1 protein-coding gene is annotated in these 402 nt (G+C 64.7%); it reads left to right on the top strand.

What is annotated here, in order from left to right; all coding sequences use genetic code 11:
* Positions 1-294, top strand: a 294-nt coding sequence (locus R0J88_RS18895) for a BCCT family transporter (RefSeq protein ID WP_410900711.1), incomplete at its 5' end; no start/stop codon positions are given.
* Positions 295-402: the final 108 nt, after the last annotated feature.

A 402-nucleotide genomic window follows, 5' to 3' on the forward strand; every position in this document is an offset into this window, starting at 1 on the left:
GTGCTGGCGTCGGTGACCACGCGTGAGCTCTCAGGCTATCAGGAGCCCAAGCGCAGCGTGCGCCTGATCTGGGCCTTCCTGATCGCCGGTGTCGGGGTGGCATTGATCCAGCTGGGCGGCCTCAAGGCGGTGCAGACTTCCACCATCGTGGTCGCGCTGCCGATGATTCCGGTGCTGTTCATCCTGACCTGGTCGCTGGTGCGCTGGTTGCGCCAGGACTTCGCGCGCAAGGTGCTGGAACCGCATCTGGTGCTGGAGACCCCCAGCCCGCGCGATGACGCCAAGCCTCGCTGAGTGCACTTTTTCCTGTCTCTCTCAACACATGACGCTCACCGGGGCTGACGCAACCCGCATGCCCCCCGGACAGAAGGACCGCACCGATGACAATCCACTCCGAAACCC

It is taken from the genome of Pseudoalteromonas sp. SIMBA_162, assembly GCF_046535955.1.
GTDB classification, from domain to species: domain Bacteria; phylum Pseudomonadota; class Gammaproteobacteria; order Enterobacterales; family Alteromonadaceae; genus Pseudoalteromonas; species Pseudoalteromonas marina.